This window comes from Brevundimonas sp. 1080 (genome assembly GCF_040545985.1).
Classification (GTDB): domain Bacteria; phylum Pseudomonadota; class Alphaproteobacteria; order Caulobacterales; family Caulobacteraceae; genus Brevundimonas.
Window position 1 is genome coordinate 877,193 of sequence record NZ_JBEPMW010000001.1, and the last position, 15,560, is coordinate 892,752.

At 67.2% G+C, this 15,560-nt stretch carries 17 protein-coding genes; 8 read left to right on the forward strand and 9 right to left on the reverse strand.

The window, feature by feature from the left end; translation table 11 throughout:
- Window positions 1–28 precede the first annotated feature (28 nt).
- Entirely contained in the window at window positions 29–286 is a 258-nt protein-coding gene (locus ABIC32_RS04520) for a DUF1674 domain-containing protein (protein WP_091751215.1), read from the reverse strand.
- An 86-nt stretch (window positions 287–372) separates the two neighbouring features.
- Between ABIC32_RS04520 and htpX the strand changes: the two genes are divergently transcribed.
- Both htpX and ABIC32_RS04530 read left to right on the forward strand, forming a co-directional pair.
- Window positions 373–1,338 (forward strand): zinc metalloprotease HtpX, encoded by a 966-nt coding sequence (gene htpX / locus ABIC32_RS04525; RefSeq protein WP_354072624.1) that lies wholly within the window; start codon window positions 373–375, stop codon window positions 1,336–1,338.
- A 120-nt stretch (window positions 1,339–1,458) separates the two neighbouring features.
- The gene (locus ABIC32_RS04530) at window positions 1,459–3,066 is read left to right on the forward strand and encodes a M20/M25/M40 family metallo-hydrolase (protein WP_354072626.1); all 1,608 of its coding nucleotides are present in this window, start codon (window positions 1,459–1,461) and stop codon (window positions 3,064–3,066) included.
- Window positions 3,067–3,111: 45 nt separating this feature from the next.
- Here ABIC32_RS04530 and ABIC32_RS04535 read toward each other — a convergent pair whose 3' ends face one another.
- Window positions 3,112–4,287 carry an acetyl-CoA C-acetyltransferase gene (locus tag ABIC32_RS04535; protein WP_354072628.1) on the reverse strand — a complete coding sequence of 392 codons (1,176 nt, stop codon included), beginning with the start codon at window positions 4,285–4,287 and terminating at the stop codon, window positions 3,112–3,114.
- A gap of 160 nt (window positions 4,288–4,447) precedes the next feature.
- Between ABIC32_RS04535 and trhA the strand changes: the two genes are divergently transcribed.
- The 3 genes from trhA (at window position 4,448) to ABIC32_RS04550 (ending at window position 6,232) form a co-directional block, all read left to right on the forward strand.
- A complete protein-coding gene (gene trhA, locus ABIC32_RS04540) occupies window positions 4,448–5,161 on the forward strand; it encodes a PAQR family membrane homeostasis protein TrhA (RefSeq protein WP_354072630.1) in 714 nt (237 codons plus the stop codon).
- Between the two features lie 91 nt (window positions 5,162–5,252).
- Window positions 5,253–5,882, forward strand: coding sequence for a polyhydroxyalkanoate synthesis repressor PhaR (gene phaR, locus ABIC32_RS04545; RefSeq protein WP_307508554.1), 630 nt, complete (start codon window positions 5,253–5,255; stop codon window positions 5,880–5,882).
- Window positions 5,879–6,232 (forward strand): hypothetical protein, encoded by a 354-nt coding sequence (locus ABIC32_RS04550; RefSeq protein ID WP_307508551.1) that lies wholly within the window; start codon window positions 5,879–5,881, stop codon window positions 6,230–6,232. The genes phaR and ABIC32_RS04550 overlap by 4 nt, the downstream gene beginning before the upstream one ends.
- Window positions 6,233–6,457: 225 nt before the next feature.
- On the opposite strand, the gene ABIC32_RS04555 is transcribed toward ABIC32_RS04550, so the two are convergent.
- From ABIC32_RS04555 to ABIC32_RS04565, 3 genes are all read right to left on the reverse strand, one after another.
- A complete protein-coding gene (locus ABIC32_RS04555) occupies window positions 6,458–6,883 on the reverse strand; it encodes a hypothetical protein (RefSeq protein WP_045809501.1) in 426 nt (141 codons plus the stop codon).
- 83 nt (window positions 6,884–6,966) lie between these two features.
- Window positions 6,967–7,881, reverse strand: a complete 915-nt coding sequence (locus tag ABIC32_RS04560; RefSeq protein ID WP_354072633.1) for a hydroxymethylglutaryl-CoA lyase — start codon at window positions 7,879–7,881, stop codon at window positions 6,967–6,969.
- Window positions 7,881–9,575 (reverse strand): ArnT family glycosyltransferase, encoded by a 1,695-nt coding sequence (locus ABIC32_RS04565; RefSeq protein WP_354072635.1) that lies wholly within the window; start codon window positions 9,573–9,575, stop codon window positions 7,881–7,883. The genes ABIC32_RS04560 and ABIC32_RS04565 overlap by 1 nt, the downstream gene beginning before the upstream one ends.
- Before the next feature lie 76 nt (window positions 9,576–9,651).
- Here ABIC32_RS04565 and ABIC32_RS04570 point away from each other — a divergent pair, with 76 nt between their 5' ends.
- Window positions 9,652–10,380: a glycosyltransferase family 2 protein gene (locus ABIC32_RS04570; RefSeq protein ID WP_066553941.1), complete on the forward strand. Its 729-nt coding sequence runs from the start codon at window positions 9,652–9,654 to the stop codon at window positions 10,378–10,380.
- Here the strand turns inward: ABIC32_RS04570 and ABIC32_RS15250 are convergent.
- The 3 genes from ABIC32_RS15250 to groES form a co-directional block, all read right to left on the reverse strand.
- Window positions 10,328–10,492, reverse strand: a complete 165-nt coding sequence (locus tag ABIC32_RS15250) for a hypothetical protein (protein ID WP_492946167.1) — start codon at window positions 10,490–10,492, stop codon at window positions 10,328–10,330. The two genes, ABIC32_RS04570 and ABIC32_RS15250, sit on opposite strands and share 53 nt — an antisense overlap.
- Window positions 10,493–10,596: 104 nt before the next feature.
- Window positions 10,597–12,243 carry a chaperonin GroEL gene (gene groL, locus ABIC32_RS04575; protein ID WP_055754584.1) on the reverse strand — a complete coding sequence of 549 codons (1,647 nt, stop codon included), beginning with the start codon at window positions 12,241–12,243 and terminating at the stop codon, window positions 10,597–10,599.
- A 53-nt stretch (window positions 12,244–12,296) separates the two neighbouring features.
- Window positions 12,297–12,584, reverse strand: a complete 288-nt coding sequence (groES, locus tag ABIC32_RS04580) for a co-chaperone GroES (RefSeq protein WP_055808823.1) — start codon at window positions 12,582–12,584, stop codon at window positions 12,297–12,299.
- A gap of 298 nt (window positions 12,585–12,882) precedes the next feature.
- Here groES and ABIC32_RS04585 point away from each other — a divergent pair, with 298 nt between their 5' ends.
- Complete coding sequence (locus ABIC32_RS04585; protein ID WP_165114280.1) at window positions 12,883–13,305, forward strand: YMGG-like glycine zipper-containing protein; 423 nt, start codon at window positions 12,883–12,885, stop codon at window positions 13,303–13,305.
- Between the two features lie 59 nt (window positions 13,306–13,364).
- Here the strand turns inward: ABIC32_RS04585 and pgi are convergent, their stop codons facing one another.
- A complete protein-coding gene (gene pgi, locus ABIC32_RS04590) occupies window positions 13,365–14,984 on the reverse strand; it encodes a glucose-6-phosphate isomerase (protein WP_354072639.1) in 1,620 nt (539 codons plus the stop codon).
- 99 nt (window positions 14,985–15,083) lie between these two features.
- On the opposite strand from pgi, the gene ABIC32_RS04595 reads away from it, so the two are divergent.
- The gene (locus ABIC32_RS04595; protein ID WP_055808821.1) at window positions 15,084–15,560 is read left to right on the forward strand and encodes a hypothetical protein; all 477 of its coding nucleotides are present in this window, start codon (window positions 15,084–15,086) and stop codon (window positions 15,558–15,560) included.

The window sequence follows — 15,560 nt, forward strand, 5'->3', positions numbered from 1 at the left end:
TTGCGCCCGTCGCGGCAGGCTCGGCGGGTTAGAAATCGACCGCCAGACCCTTCTTCTCCCAATCGCCGAAACGGGTCGGTTCGGGACCGGTCGGACCGCCGTATTCCGTATCCGCTTGAACGGTCGATTCCGCCGCGCGACGATCCGCCGCTTCCTGAAGCGCGCGCCGCGCGGCCTCGCTGAGCGGCCGTTCAGGCGTGGCGTGGGGCACGTCGGCATTGAAGACGGGCGCCGCAACCGGCGTTTCGTCGGCGTCATTCGGCGCCAGGGTGGGATGTTCGGTCACAGGGCGGCTCCCTTGAGGCTTGATGCGCCTTCTCTCAAATAGAGGCTCAAGCCCGGGACGCCAGACGGATCGGGAATGGAACCGCGATGAACCATCTGAAGACCTTCATTCTGTTGGCGGCGATGACGGCCCTGTTCGCAGGGGTCGGCTATCTGATCGGCGGCGCGACCGGCATGGCGATCGCCCTGCTGTTCGCGGGCGGGATGAATCTGTTCAGCTACTGGAACGCCGACAAGATCGTGCTGAAGATGTACCGGGCCCAGCCGGTCGATGAGCAGCACCCCAATGCCGTGGTCAGGAACTATGTCGCCGACGTGCGTCAGATGGCGCGCGACGCCGGCCTGCCCCAGCCGAAGGTCGCCATCATTCCCAATGATCAGCCCAACGCCTTCGCCACCGGCCGAAACCCCGAGAACGCCGCCGTCTGCGCCACCACCGGCCTGCTGGACATGCTGACGCGCGAGGAGGTACGCGGGGTGATGGCGCACGAGCTGGCCCATGTGAAGAACCGCGACACCCTGATCATGACGGTGACGGCGACCATCGCCGGCGCCATCGCCGCGCTCGCCAACTTCGCCCTGTTCTTCGGCGGCAACGACCGCGAGCGGCCGGGCGGCGTTATCGGCACGATCGCCCTGATGCTGCTGGCGCCCATGGCCGCCGGTCTGGTGCAGATGGCCATCAGCCGGGGCCGCGAATATGAGGCCGACCGCGTCGGGGCCGAAATCGCCGGCGATCCCCAGGCCCTGGCTTCGGCCCTGCAGAAGATCGACGCCTACGCCCGGCGGATCACCAATCAGACGGCCGAGCGCAATCCGGCCTCCGGCCAGATGTTCATCATCAATCCGCTGGCGGGACGCGGTGCGGACAATCTGTTCTCGACCCATCCGGCGACGGGAAACCGCGTCCAGGCCTTGATGGAGCTGGGTGCGAAGATGGGCATCCAGTCCCGCGCCCGAACGCCGGACCTGACCCAGCCGCGACCGGCCGCTGGTTTCACGACCACCGGCGTCCCGACTACCCCGACGGAGCCGCGCGGCCCCTGGGGGTGACGATGCGGGTGAACATGGGGCTGATCGTCGCGGCCTGAACGCCGTTTGCGGTTTGCACTCCGCGACCGGATCACCTCAGATGCGCCCCTGTTCAGCCATCGGGCTTTCTTGGGGAAATCCATGTCGCGTCTGCTCGCCTTCGTCTCCGCCGCCGCTCTTCTCGCCACGCCGGCCGCCGCCCAGTCGGTGGACCGCGTCGCCGTCAACGGCATCATCGATCAGGGGCTGAACCACAGCCAGGTGATGCAGACCGCCGCCTATCTGACCGACCGGATCGGCGGACGGATGACCAACTCGCCCCAGATGCGCGAGGCCGAACGCTGGGCGCAGCAGCAGTTCCGCGATTACGGCCTTTCCGACGTGCGCGCCGAAGGGTTCGAGTTCGGCCGGGGCTGGTCCATCGTCCGCTCCAGCGCCCGCATGACCGCGCCGCGCCCGCTGGATTTGCGCGCCATCCCGGTGGCCTGGACGCCCTCGACCAATGGCGTGATCAGCGGCGGCGTGATCGTCGCCCCGATCTCCAAGGTCGAGGACTTCGACAAATGGCGCGGCAAGCTGTCGGGCAAGATCGTCATGCTGTCCCAGCCGGGCACGGGGTCGGAGCCGACCGAGCCGGCCTTCCGCCGATGGACCAGCGCCGAACTGGCCGAGCGCAACACCTATAATCAGCCCCAGCATTCGCCGGCCGCCATCGAACGCTCGCTGAAGACAGTCAACTTCGCCAATCAGCTGGACGCCTTCCTGGCCGAACAGGGCGCCCTGGCCTGGGTGCGGATTTCCCAGCGTGACGGTGGCCTGCTGCACGGCACGGGCTACACCTATCAGGTCGGGGCCACGCCCAAGCTGGCGGGGATGGAGCTGGCGGCCGAGGACTATCGCCGTCTGGCGCGCCTCGCCCTGACCGACGCGCCGCCGACGCTGGAGCTGATGAGCGAGGTCCGCTTCCACGACGAGGACGTCAACGCCTACAACATCCTGGCCGACATCCCCGGCACGGCGCGCGGCGGGGAATATGTCATGGCCGGCGCCCATCTGGACAGCTGGGTCGCCTCGGACGGCGCGGTCGACAACGCCGCCGGCAGCGCGGTGGTCATGGAAGCCGCCCGCATCCTGAAGGCCCTCAACGTCAAGCCCAAGCGCACCATCCGTTTCGCCCTGTGGAACGGCGAGGAGCAAGGCATCCTGGGCTCGTTGGCCTATGTCGATCGTCATCTGGCGACGCGCGCTGCGTCGAACGATCCGGCGCTGGCGGGCCTGCCGGACAACCGCACCTGGCGCAGCCGCTGGCCGATCGAGCCGCGCGCGGGCTATCGCGATCTGGTCGCCTATTTCAATCTGGACAACGGCTCGGGCAAGATCCGCGGCATCAACGCCGAGGGCAATGTCGCCGCCGCCCCGATCTTCCAGGAATGGCTGGCGCCGTTCGCCAGCATGGGCGCGACGACGGTCTCGCTGCGCAATTCGGGCGGCACCGACCACGTCTATATGCAGACCGTCGGCGTGCCGGGATATCAGTTCATCCAGGACCCGCTCGACTATTCCAGCCGCCTGCACCACACCAGCATCGACAGCTATGACCACCTGAAGGCCGAGGACCTGCGTCAGGCGGCCGTCATCCTGGCCAGCTTCCTGCTGAACGCCGCCAACCGCGACGAACCCCTGCCGCGCATGCCGCTGCCAACCCAGCCCACGCCGAGCGATCCGTTCGAATATCCGGCGGCGGACTAGGATTTGAGGGGCGAGGGAAACCTCGCCCCTTTTCTTCTTAGGGGATCACGCGCGCTCGACGCACAGGGCCACGCCCATGCCGCCGCCGATGCACAGGGTCGCCAGACCCTTTTTCGCGCCCGAGCGCTTCATCTCGAACAGAAGCGTCGTCAGGATGCGCGCGCCCGAGGCGCCGATGGGGTGGCCGATGGCGATGGCGCCGCCGTTGACGTTGACCTTGGCCGGGTCGAGACCCAGTTCCTTGACCACGCAGAGGCTCTGAGCGGCGAAGGCTTCGTTGGACTCAACCAGATCCAGATCCGCGACGCTCCAGCCCGCCTTCTCCAGCGACTTCTTGGACGCCGGGATCGGGCCGGTCCCCATGATCGACGGATCGACGCCGGCGGTGGCGTAGGAGGCGATGCGCGCCAGCGGCTCCAGCCCGCGCGCCTTGGCCTCGTCGGCGCTCATCAGCACCAGGGCGGCGGCGCCGTCGTTCAGCCCGGACGCGTTGGCGGCGGTCACGCTGCCGTCCTTGGTGAAGGCGGGTTTGAGTTTCTGCATCAGCTCCAGCGTCGCGCCGTGGCGGATGTATTCGTCCTTGTCGACCGTCACATCGCCCTTCTTGCCCGGGATGACGACCGGCGTGATCTCCTCATCGAACTTGCCGGCGTTCTGGGCCGCCTCGGCCTTGTGCTGGCTGGCCAGACCGAATTCGTCCTGCGCCTCGCGGCTGATGGACCATTTTTCGGCGATGTTCTCGGCCGTCTGACCCATGTGATAGCCGTTGAAGGCGTCCCACAGGCCGTCCTTGACCATGGTGTCGACCAGGGCGACGTCGCCCATCTTGTGTCCGTTGCGAAGCTGTTGGGCGTGCGGCGCCTGGCTCATGCTCTCCTGACCGCCGGCGACGACGACCTTGGCGTCGCCTAAAGCGATCTGCTGGGCGGCGATGGCGACGGCGCGCAGGCCCGAGCCGCAGATCTGGTTCAGGCTCCAGGCGGCGGCTTCCTTTCGAACGCCCGCGCCGACGGCGGCCTGGCGCGCAGGGCCCTGGCCCGCGGCCGCCTGTAGCACATGACCCAGGATCACCTCATCGACCTCGTCGCCGGAGACACCGGCCCGCTCCAGCGCCGCCTTGATGGCGATCTCGCCCAGCTTGGACGCCGGAAGCGACGACAGGGCGCCCAGGAAGGAGCCGACGGGGGTGCGCGCGGCGGAAACGATGACGACGTCGGTCATGGGATTTCACTCTTTGGAGAATAACTCGGCGTGACCGTTTTGCCGCATTGCAGCGCGTTCGTCACCTGCGACGACATGGACAGGGCGCGATTCAGCCAATCGTCACCCTGTCGGCGCATTGTCGCGGAACGATAGAGGCGATCGACGGATTGGAAGGTCCATGCTGCGCACGCTGAAACGTCTTGTCACCCACGTCTGCACGCCGGACGAGCTGGACATGGTCGAGCACTATCCGACGCGCGCGGAAAAGCTGGCGGATCTGTGGGTCCACGTCGTCGGCCTGATGCTGGCGGCGGTCGGCGGCATCATCCTGGCGGGTCTGGCCGGGGTCTATGCGGGGATCGGCGGCGTGATGGCCACCGCCATCTACGCCCTGTGCCTCGTCGGCATGCTGACGGCCTCGACCATCTACAACTGGACCAACCCCTGCGCTGCGCGGCCCGTGCTGCGGCGGCTGGACGAGGCGGCGATCTTCCTGATGATCGCCGGCAGCTACACCCCCTTCACCACCCAACGGTTCGAGGGTCTGTGGGCCATCGGTTTCACCACCCTGATCTGGACCCTGGCCTTCCTCGGCGCCGGGGTGAAGCTGTTCGCGCCGCGCATCTCGGACAAGTTCTGGAGCGGCGTCTATGTCGTCTTCGGCTGGCTGGCGGTCGCGGCCCTGAAGCCGATGGTCGAGACGGTGCACCCGATCGCCCTGGCCCTGCTGGTCATCGGCGGCTTGATCTACACCGCCGGCGTCTTCGTCTTCATCAGCCCGCGCGTGAAGTTCCGTCGCGCCATCTGGCACGGCTTCGTCGTCACCGGGGCGACCGTGCATTGGACAGCCGTCTTGGTCGGCGTCGTGCTGGCCCCGGCCATGAGCCACTGATCAACCGTCCGTTCCCCGCGGTTTTCTCCCCCTCTGGCGCATCGCGTCGCAACGGAGGATAGTGACGCGTTGCAACATCGCGAGAACAAGCGTGGCTGACGAAAAGACCAAGGGTGGAAAGACCGGCGACAGCGCTCAGGTCGTCATCAAGAAGTATGCGAACCGCAGGCTCTACAACACGCGGACCAGCACCTATGTGACGCTGGAAGATCTGGCGACCATGGTGCGCGAAGGGACCGAGTTTGTCGTCTATGACGCCAAGACCAACGACGACCTGACCCGCCAGATCCTGACCCAGATCATTTTCGAGGAAGAGAGCCGGGGCGAGGCCTTGCTGCCGGTTCAGTTCCTGCGCCAGCTGATCGGCTTCTACGGCGGCCAGATGCAGGGCGTCCTGCCCTCCTATCTGGAGATGTCACTGGCGAACTTCGGTCGCCAGCAGGAGCAGTTCGCCAGTCAGATGGGCCGCGCTTTCGGAACCGGCGCGGGCGCGACCCTGATGGAGGACGCCGCGCGCGCCAATATGGCGATGTTCGAGCGCGCCATGCAGATGTTCCCGGCCTTCACCTATCCCCGCGCAGAGCCGACCCCGGCCGCGTCGGATGAAAAGGCTGAAACAGCGCCGCCGCCCGAGGCGCCTGACGCCCTGGACGAGATGCGTCGCCAGATGGACGAGATGCGCCGTCAGATCGAGAAACTGGCGGGCGGCAAGAGCAAATGACCGACCGGATACAGGCCGTCGGCGGACCGGACCGGGTGGATCGCCGCGAAGGCGAACGCCGCGAGCGCGAGCGGCGCGCCCGATCCGCCTCGCGCGCCCTGGTCCCCGTCGATCCGCCTGAGATCCTCAAACCCCAACCGGCCCCGGCAAGAGCTGCCGTCCTGCCGACGCCCGAGCCCGGCGCCGCCGCCTTCGTCGCCCAGCAGATGGGCCAGAGCGGCCAGAAACGCGGCCTGCGCGGCGGCCCGCCGGTGCTGGATGCAGCCCGCTCCGCCTACCTTGGAGCCGAATATTCCGGCGCGGCCGAGCGTCGTCCGAAGACAGGCAAGACCGCCAAGACCGACATCTGAGCTGACGCCGCTCGGGCGGCACGGGGTTTGCTGGGGAGCAAGGCAGAACGCTCTCAGCCGGATCCGCCCATGCCCGCCGTCTTCGCCCTCGCCGCCAAAGCTTTCGACGTGGCCGTCGTCGCCCTGATCTTCACAGCATTTTCGTAAGCGCTACCGCGCTTCGCGCTGCTTGAGCGCGTATTTCTTAGGGCCTACCGCGCTTCGCGCGACTTGAGGCCGCTCGACTTACGCTCCGCCGAAATCGAAATCCTTGCGCGACGCGATGATGGTCACGATGAACCCGGCCAGCACGTCCAGCAGGATCATGATCACGATCAGGAAGAAGGTCGAGGTCGCGAACCCCGGCAGCAGCAGGAACTCCACCAGCACGCCGATGAAAAGGATCATCGACAGGGCGTGATTGATGATGGCGATCCGCTGGCTGGAGGTGGACTTCACCAGCTCGAAGAACAGCAGGATCAGGCCGAGAAACAGGATCAGGTCGCCCGACCCGATCGTCCATTGCGCGCCCGAGGTCATGGTGATCGAGAACAGCGGATCGCGCAGCAGCACGTCCGCCTGCACCATGCCCGCCCCGCTCGGCGCGCCGAACAGCACGACGATATTGTAGAGCACCACCGGGATCAGCAGCAGCGGAATGGCGAGCAGCATGGACAGTCCTCTTCGCAGCCGGTCCAACGGCTACGCCTGTTCACCCTGATTTAGCGCCGTTTTCGAAACGCCGCCACAAGGGTTCAAGCCTTGGGAAATCCGCCTGCCCGGCTGAGCGCCGACGGCGCCGGCCGGCCGATGGCCTCGCCGATCCAGCGCGCCGTCGCGATCAGGGCGTCCAGATCATAGCCGGTCTCGAACCCGCCGCGCGCCAGCATATAGACAAGGTCCTCGGTAGCGATGTTTCCCGTGGCGCCCGGCGCGAACGGGCAGCCGCCGATCCCCCCGACCGAGGCGTCCAGCACGTCGATCCCCGCCTCGACGCCGGCATAGGCGTTGGCCAGGCCGGTGTTGCGGGTGTCGTGGAAGTGCAGGCGCAGCGTCGCGTCGGGCGCGGCCGCCCTGGCCGCCTCGACCTTTTTCGTCACCGCCCAGGGATCGCCCGCGCCGATGGTGTCGGCCAGCCCGATTTCGCCGACGCCCATATCGGCGATGGCGCCGACCATGTCTGCGACCTGATCGACCGACACCTCGCCGTCGAACGGACAGCCCCAGACGCAGGAGATCATGGCCGACAGCGACGGCGCGCCCTCGCTGGCCTCGGCGTTGTGGCGGCGGGCGACGATCTCGCCCAGCATGGCCAGTTGATCCTTCACCGCCAGGCCCTGGTTCTTCAGGCCGAAGCCGTCGGTGGCGGCGACCGAGACATTGACCTCGTCCACCCCGGTCGCCAACGCCCGGTCATAGCCCTTGCCGTTCAACACCAGGCCGATGCGGCTGCGCCCCGCCTCGTGCGGCAGGGCGGCCATGACCTCTTCGGCGCCGCCCATCTGCGGCACATATTTGGGATGGACGAAGGAGACGGCCTCGATCCGTTTCGCCCCCGCCTGCTCGAGCCGTCGCACCAGATCGGCGCGGACGGCGGGCTCAAGCACCGCCTTTTCGTTCTGCAAGCCATCACGCGGCCCGACTTCGACGATCTGGATGAAGCGGCCCATCACTCGGCTCCCGCTGCGGCGTTACCGTTCCCATTCCCGTTTCGGGGCGGCGGCGCATAGACGGTCAGGCTGACCGGATCGCCCGCCGAATAGTTGTAGCCGTTGACCGTCCCGACCGCGCGACCGGACACGCCCAGACGCGCCGCAGCCGCACGGAAGGCGTCGGCGTCGCGTCCTTCGACGATGGCAGGCCGCCCCTCGGCCAGGGCCTCAGCCGCGCCTTGGGCGTCGGTCAGGTCGGTGTCGCGCCCGGTCAGGAATACGAAGCTGGGTTCATGGAAGCCGGTGATCGCCACCGGCCCCGGCGTGCGGCCCTGACGCGGGTGCAGATCGGCCGCCTCCAGCGCCTTTTCAAGCTGGGGCGCGATGGCCAGGGGCCGCAGTTGGCGGATCGTGCCCGACAGAGCCGCGTGCGCCACGATCCCGAAGGCCAGCGAGGCGACCAGCGCTGCGACCGGCGCGCGGTTCAGCAGAAGGAAGCCCCCCATCGCCCCCGCCGCCAGCGCCATGACCACCGTCAGCGCCGCCCAGGTCTGGGCCGTCGAGGTGCCATAGACGGTCAGTCCATAGACGGTGATGCCGATGATCAGCAGAGCCGCGAACGCGCCCAGGACCGCCCCGGTGATGCGCGAGACCTTGCCGATGGGTTGGGCCAAGGCGGCGGCCGCCAGCAGGGCCAGCGCTCCGAAGGTCGGCAGGGTGTAGTGCCACAGCTTGGTCGGCGCCAGTTCGAACATCAGCCAGCCCGGGACCAGCCAGCAGACCAGAAATCGGATCGCAGGTTCGGCCCGTCGGCTCCACCCCGTCGAGACGGCGGCGGGCAACAGCAGGGTCGAGGGGAAGAACAGCAGGGGCGCCAGCAGCAGATACATGCCGGGGAAGCCCGAATGGCTTTCGTGCGCGCCGGCGATCTTGGGCGCCAGGTCTCCGCCGATGGCCTCGCGCCAGAAGCCGCCGTCGGTGGCGATGGTGATGGCGATGGCCCACGGTCCGACCATCAGGGCGACCAGCGGCAGACCCCACCCCCAGCCGAGGCGATACAGCCATTTGATGTTCCGATCCCAGATCGACAGGGCGATGATCGCCAGGGCCACGACCAGGAACCCGATCGGTCCCTTGATCAGGATCGACAGACCGATCCCGATCCAGAACAGCAGTTTATGCGGCCGGATCGGGCGTTCGCCCGCCTTCGTCGCCATATAGATGCGCGCCAGCGCCGCCATGGCCAGGGTCGTCGCGCCGCACAGCATGGCGTCGGTCTTGGCGATCCCCGCCTCGGTCGACAGCAGGAAGGTCGCCCCCATGATGGCGCCGCCGAAGAAGCCGACCCGGCTGCCCAGCATGGCCGAGCCGGCCCAGGCCACGGCCCAAGCCGCCAGCATGGCGCCCAGCAGGGAGGGGATGCGATAGGGCGCGATTTCGCGGTCCTCGACATCCGAGGTCAGGCCCACGGCGATCGCCTGCATCCAGTAGATGCCGACCGGCTTCTTCCAGCGCGGCTCGTCCTGATAGCGGATGTCGACATAGTCGCCGCTTTCCAGCATCTGGGACGTGGCCTGGGCGAACCGGCTCTCGTCGCGATCCAGCGGCGGCAGCAGCAGCAGGCCCGGCAGGCCGGCGATCAACGTCAGCAGGGCCGCGAGAACCGGCCCGCGCCAGCCGGCGATGCGGCCATCCAGATCCAAAGTCTTCATTCCAGACTCCTTACACGGCGACTACGCCTGCGTCAGCCGTCTCCCCTAAGCTCTCGTTATCCTCTATGGAGCGCCGATGACCGCCGAAACGCCCGAAATCTCCGTCGTCGTTCCCGTCCATGATGAGGCGGGCGCCGCCGTGCCCCTGGCGCGCGAGATCGCCGCCGCCTTCGCCGGCCGTTCGTACGAGATGATCTTCGTGGACGATGCGTCCAAGGATGCGACCTTGGCCGAGTTGAAGGCCGCCATGGCCGAACTGCCGGCCCTGCGCGTCCTGGCTCACGGGACCAATGCTGGCCAGAGCCGCGCGGTCCGCACCGGCGTCCTGGCCGCGCGCGCGCCGGTCGTGGTGACGATGGACGGCGACGGCCAGAACCCGCCGGCCGATGCGCCCCGCCTGGTCGATGCGCTTCTGTCCGCCCCCGGCGACGTGGGCCTGGTCGGCGGCCGTCGCGCCAAACGTCAGGACACCGAGGCCAAACGCCAGGCCTCCATCTGGGCCAACCGCATCCGCCGCAAACTGTTGGGCGACGACGCCGACGACACCGGCTGTGGACTGAAGGCCTTCCGCCGCGACGTCTTCCTGCGCCTGCCCTACTTCGATCACATCCACCGCTACCTGCCGGCGCTGATGATCCGCGAGGGGTTCAAGAACCAATATCTCGACGTGGACCACCGCCACCGCGAGGTCGGCCGCTCGAAATACACCAACTGGGGCCGCCTGCGGGCGTCGGTCTCGGACCTCTTGGGCGTCATGTGGCTGAAGACGCGGTCCCGCAAGCCGGGCGCGATTTCGGAGTTCTAGAACGCTGTCTCCTCCCCACCTCGTGGGGAGGTGGCGCGATGCCTCTTGCCGTCGTGACGGAGGGGCTGGCGCCGCACCTCCGACATCGGTGGGCCTTCAACAGCCCCTCCACCGCTCAGCGGTCCCCCTCCCCGCTTCGCAGATAGGATAGGCAAACAAAAAGGGCGGGACCTTGCGGTCCCGCCCTTCTGCATTTCAGCGTCGGTCAGCTTGGACTTAGAAGTCCATGCCGCCCATGCCGCCCATGCCGCCCATGTCGGGGGCCGAGGCGCCGCCCGACTTCTTGGGGGCGTCGGCGACGGCGGCTTCCGTCGTGATCAGGATGCCGGCCACCGAAGCGGCGTCTTGCAGGGCCGTGCGGACGACCTTGGCCGGGTCGATGACGCCCATCTGCACCAGGTCGCCGTACTCTTCGGTCTGGGCGTTGAAGCCGAACGAAGCGTCGCCGTTTTCCAGCACCTTGCCGACCACGATCGAGCCTTCGACGCCGGAGTTTTCGGCGATCTGACGGATCGGAGCCTGCAGGGCGCGACGGATGATCGCGATGCCGGCGTTCTGGTCGGCGTTGTCGCCCTTGACGTCGGCCAGGATCTTGGAGGCCTTCAGCAGGGCGATGCCGCCGCCCGGAACGATGCCTTCGTCAGCCGCGGCGCGCGTGGCGTTCAGGGCGTCGTCGACGCGGTCCTTCTTTTCCTTCACTTCGACTTCGGTCGAACCGCCGACGCGGAGAACCGCGACGCCGCCGGCCAGCTTGGCCAGACGTTCCTGCAGCTTTTCCTTGTCGTAGTCGGAGGTGGTGTCTTCGATCTGGCGCTTGATCTGGGCCACGCGGGCTTCGATCTCGTCCTTGCCGCCGACGCCTTCGACGATGGTGGTGTCGTCCTTGGTGATCGTGACCTTCTTGGCCTTGCCGAGCATGTCGATGGTGACGCTCTCAAGCTTGATGCCGAGGTCTTCCGAGATGACCTGGCCGCCCGTCAGGATGGCGATGTCTTCCAGCATGGCCTTGCGGCGATCGCCGAAGCCCGGAGCCTTGACGGCGGCGACGCGCAGGCCGCCACGCAGCTTGTTGACGACCAGGGTCGCCAGGGCTTCGCCTTCGATGTCCTCGGCGATGATCAGCAGCGGACGGCCCGACTGCACCACGGCTTCCAGGATCGGCAGCATGGCTTGCAGCGAGGTCAGCTTCTTCTCGAACAGCAGGATGAGCGGCTCTTCGAGTTGGGCCTCCATCTTGTCGGCGTTGGTGATGAAGTAAGGCGACAGGTAACCGCGGTCGAACTGCATGCCTTCGACGACGTCGACGGTGGTGTCGGCGGTCTTGGCTTCCTCGACGGTGATGACGCCTTCGTTGCCGACCTTGGCCATCGCCTGGGCGATCAGCTCACCGATTTCCGAGTCGCCGTTGGCCGAGATGGTGCCGACCTGGGCGATTTCCGAGTTGTTGGAGACCGGCTTGGAGTTCGACTTGATCTCTTCCAGCACCAGGCCGACAGCCTTGTCGATGCCGCGCTTCAGATCCATCGGGTTCATGCCGGCGGCGACGGCCTTCAGGCCCTCTTGCACGATGGCTTGAGCCAGAACGGTTGCGGTGGTGGTGCCGTCGCCCGCCTTGTCGTTCGTTTTCGAAGCGACTTCGCGGATCATCTGGGCGCCCATGTTCTCGAAGGCGTCTTCCAGCTCGATCTCTTTGGCGACCGACACGCCGTCCTTGGTCGAGCGCGGAGCGCCGAAGGACTTCTGGATCACGACGTTGCGGCCCTTGGGACCCAGCGTCACCTTGACGGCGTTGGCGAGCACGTTGACGCCGCGCAGCATCTTGTCGCGCGCGTCGGTGTTGAAGTGTACGATTTTAGCGGCCATGAGGGCAGCTCCTATCTATATGGATTGATTGAAGAACGTCGGACGTCGGGTGCTTAGGACAGCACGCCCAGGACGTCGGATTCCTTCATGATGATCAGGTCTTCGCCGTCGATCTTCACTTCCGTGCCCGACCATTTGCCGAACAGGATGCGGTCGCCGGCCTTCAGCTCCAGAGCATTGACCTTGCCGGTGTCGTCGCGGGCGCCAGGGCCGACGGAGACGACTTCGCCTTCCTGTGGCTTTTCCTTGGCGGTGTCGGGGATGATGATGCCACCCTTGGTCTTGGATTCTTCTTCAACGCGCTTGACCAGCACGCGGTCGCCGAGCGGACGGAACGCCATCGGACTTCTCCCTGTAAAACCCCCGGATCGGGGCGTTTTTGAAACGGTGTGCGGCTCTCTCGCGATCGCCGTTTTGGCAGCCGACCAGCGAGAGTGCTAACGCGAGCGGGAGTTAGGCAGAGGCAGGGTCATCGTCAAGCGGCGGCGGTGGATCGCCGCGCGAATTCTCTGTGACAAATGAACCGAAAATGAATGCCGACCTCCGGGGTCGTTCAAACTGGGAGCGATAGAAAGACCTCAACGCTGGATGCCTTCCCGCCCCGGAAACGCAGATCGGCAAGCAAACAAGGAGACCAAAATGTCCAAGCTGCTGAAGATCACTGCGGTCGCCGCCGCCCCCGTCGTGGCCCTGAGCCTGATGGCCGCTCCGGCTTCCGCCCAGTCGCGCGATCGCGACAACACCGGCCGTAACGCCCTGATCGGCGCCGCCGTGGGCGGTCTGGCCGGCGCCATCTATGGCAATGGCGACGGCAGCTATATCGCGGGCGGTGCGCTTGCCGGCGCGGCGCTGGGCGCGGTGGCCTCCAACCGCGGCTCGGGCTGCGAATACTACCGCGGCGGCCAATGCTACCGTAACCAAGGCCATTGGGAGCGCGAGCACGGCATCGACCGCAGCCGCTCGGGCTACGACTACCGCTACGACGGCCGCCGTTACGACTCGCGCTACGACCGCCGCGACTATCGCAATGATCGCGACTACCGCTACGACCGCCGCTGGTAAGCGTTCGACGGTCTAGATGATCGGAAGGGCCCGTCCGGCAAGGACGGGCCCTTTTCGCGTCAGCCCATCAACCGCGTCATCAAGGCTGCCGTGGACGGATCCAGGTCCGCCGAGGGGCCGCCCGCGTCCACGTCCTTCAGGATCGCCTTGGCCAGGACCTTGCCCAGTTCGACGCCCCACTGGTCGAAGCTGTTGATGTCCCAGATCACCCCCTCGACGAAGGTCTTGTGCTCATACAGGGCCAGCAGCGCGCCTAGGGTTTCGGGCGTCAGGCGGTCCATCAGGATGGCCGTCGATGGACGATTGCCGGTGAAGGTGCGGTGGGACGCCAGGCGCGTCGCCTCCTCCTCCGACAATCCTTGCGCCAACCCCTCGGCCTTGGCGGCCTCTGTCGTCTTCCCCAGCATCAGGGCCTGGCCTTGGGCCAAGGCGTTGGACCACAAAGGCGCTTCTGGCGGCGACTCCGGCGCGTCCGCGTGAGTCTTGGCCACGATCACAAACTCGGCCGGGACGGTCTGCGGTCCCTGGTGGATCTGCTGGAAGAAGGCGTGCTGGCCGTTGGTGCCCGGCTCACCGAAGACGACAGGGCAGGTCTGACGCGTCACCGGCGTGCCGTCGCGATGCACCCGCTTGCCGTTCGACTCCATCTCCAGCTGCTGCAGGAAGGACGGCAGACGACGCAGGGCGTGAGCGTAGGGCGCCACGGTACGGGCGGGCCGGTTCAGGCCATCGACATTGAACACCTGGGCCAGGGCCAGCAGGATCGGCGCGTTCCGCTCCAGCGGCGCCGACACGAAATGCTCGTCCATCGCGGCGGCGCCCGCCAGCATCCCTTCGAACACGTCCCAGCCTAGGGCGATGCCGCACGACAGGCTGACCGCCGACCACAGCGAATATCGCCCACCGACCCAGTCCCGGAAGCCGAAGGTCCGGCCGCAGCCGAAGGCCGCCGCCTTGTCCGGCGCCGCCGTCACCCCGATGAAGTGTTTCGTCATCCCCTCGGCCGACAGCGACGCCGCCAGCCAGGCTTTCGCCGCCTCGGCGTTGGCCAGGGTTTCCTGCGTCGTGAAGGTCTTGGACACGACCACCACCAGGGTGGTTTCGGGATCGAGGCCCGTCAGCGCCTCGGCCATGTCGCGCGGATCGATATTGGCGACGAAGCGCAGGTCGATGGCCGGGTCCAGCGGGCGCAGCGCGTCCCAGACCACGCGCGGCCCCAGGTCCGACCCGCCGATGCCGACATGGACGATCGCCTCGAACGTCTTGCCCGTCGCGCCTGCCTCGCCGCCCGACCGCACCGCGTCGGCATAGGCCTTCATGTCCGCCCGCACGGCGTCCACCTCGGCCGAGACCGGCTCGCCCAGGGCCTTGAAGTCGGCGCCCGGCGCGGCGCGCAGGGCCGGGTGCAGCACCGCCCGCCCTTCCGTCAGATTGACGGCCTCGCCGTCGAACAGGGCCGCGCGGCGCCCTTCGACGTCAGATGCCCTCGCCAGATCGAGGCAGGCGTCAAAGGCCGCGCGCGTCCAGCTCTGTTTCGACAGGTCCAGATAGAGGCCCGCCGCCTCGACCGACATCCGTGCCAGCCGGTCGGGATCGGCGGCGAACTGATCCACGATCCGCGCAGAGGCGGCCTCGGCGGCGGCTTGGTCGAATGCGGTCCAGGCGGCGTCGCGGGTCATCGTCGTCTCCATCGGGAATGACAGGGTAAACACTCGTTTACGGCTGGGGCGTATTCAGGTTCAACGTCCCAGCGGACGCTGAAACAGGAAGTCACCTCCATGTCCTGCGGCCTTGCTCTCACGATCGCCCTGGCGATGTCCAATCCGTCCGTCGCCCTGGCCGCCGAACAGCCGGCCGCCGCGCCCGGCGCGCCGATCTCGGTGGCGGGCGAGCCGCTGTTCGCTGACATCATCTCGCGCTCGGCCAGTCTGAAGGCCGTGGTGGACGGTTGGGCCGCCGCCAAGGCCGCCGACGACGCCGCCTTCTTCACCAGCCAGGCCTTCACCGGCTTCAAGGCCCAGGCCGAGCAGTTGGCCGCCCTGGACATGCAGGGCCACCTGATCCTGAAGGAACGCGGCACCGACGGCGATCTGAAATGCATCCTGCGCGGCATTTCCGAGGACATGCCCAAGAAGGTTCAGGCCGTTCAGGCCGCCGCCAACCCGGCCGAACGCGCCACAGCCCTGTCGGAACTGTCCTATCTGCTGAACGACAATGTCGAAGTCATCACCGCCCCGCCCAAGCCGGAAGTCTGA